Source organism: Psychroserpens sp. BH13MA-6 (assembly GCF_052983595.1).
The window spans coordinates 1-1,084 of record NZ_JBRJGE010000036.1 but is presented as its reverse complement, the minus strand read 5'-3'; the positions used below and the strand labels follow the sequence as shown (position 1 = coordinate 1,084).

Here is a 1,084-nt window from a genome sequence, read left to right as displayed (position 1 = left end):
AACTCGGAAAGAATTGCTGGCTCAGCCTCGCGCTTCTTTTCCCGCGGAATTTTCGCCGTAAACGGCTCATCCAAGCGCAAAGCGCTTCGGCTGAAATTCCGCAACAAATCATACACAATTACGTTGGCAAACATTTATAAAAGAACATTTGAAATGAAAAAATTATCACTTATTCTAATCGTTCCTTTCTTATTGATTTCTTGTAATCAGAATCCAGATCCATTTGATCATTCTAATGATATTGAATCAATCAAAAAATCAATAGATAACTACGACAAAGGTTGGGATTCAAAAGATTTGGAATTGGTACTCAATGAATATTCCGAAGATATTGATTGGACAAATGCTTTCGGAGATAGAGTTCAAGGAAAAAAGGAATTGAAATCACTTTTAAAAACAATCTTTTCTCTTGATTTTGTGATGTCTGGAAAAAACAACTACAAAGAACCCGAAATTGAGTTCCTAAGTGAAGATATAGCCTTAGTTAGATCAGTAAACATCAGAACTAACCAAAAGTGGCCTGATGGCCGTGACATGGATGATAGGATAATAAATCACCTTAGAGTCTTTAAAAGAATTGACAATAAGTGGTTATGCATCAATCATATGATAAGTCAAGCTCACAACAAACAGGGGAAATAAACGATTTGCCAACACCGTGTATAATTCATTGCTAAGCTGGTTAAGACGAGAAAAAATTCNTCATATGATAAGTCAAGCTCACAACAAACAGGGGAAATAAACGATTTGCCAACACCGTGTATAATTCATTGCTAAGCTGGTTAAGACGAGAAAAAATTCCCACATATTTCACTATCTTTAAAAATCGGAAAGAATTGCTGGTTCAACCTCGCACTTATTTTCCAGCGGAATTTTCGCCGTGAACGGCTCATCCAAGCGCAAAGCGCTTCGGCTGAAATTCCGCAACAAATCATACACAATTACGTTGTACACAATTATGAGAAAAATCCTGCTAATCATATTAACTTCCTTTTTTGCGACAGAATTAAGTGCGCAAAATTTACTCGAAGTTACGTTAGAGGGAAAATCTACGATTGTTTATAAGAAACCCGCTAAACCGAAA

1 protein-coding gene is annotated in these 1,084 nt (G+C 36.2%); it reads left to right on the top strand.

Annotated features, from left to right (window positions below; genetic code table 11):
* Positions 1-153 precede the first annotated feature (153 nt).
* Entirely contained in the window at positions 154-642 is a 489-nt protein-coding gene (locus tag ACU8DI_RS15340) for a YybH family protein (RefSeq protein WP_447113671.1), read from the top strand.
* The last annotated feature ends 442 nt before the right edge of the window (positions 643-1,084 follow it).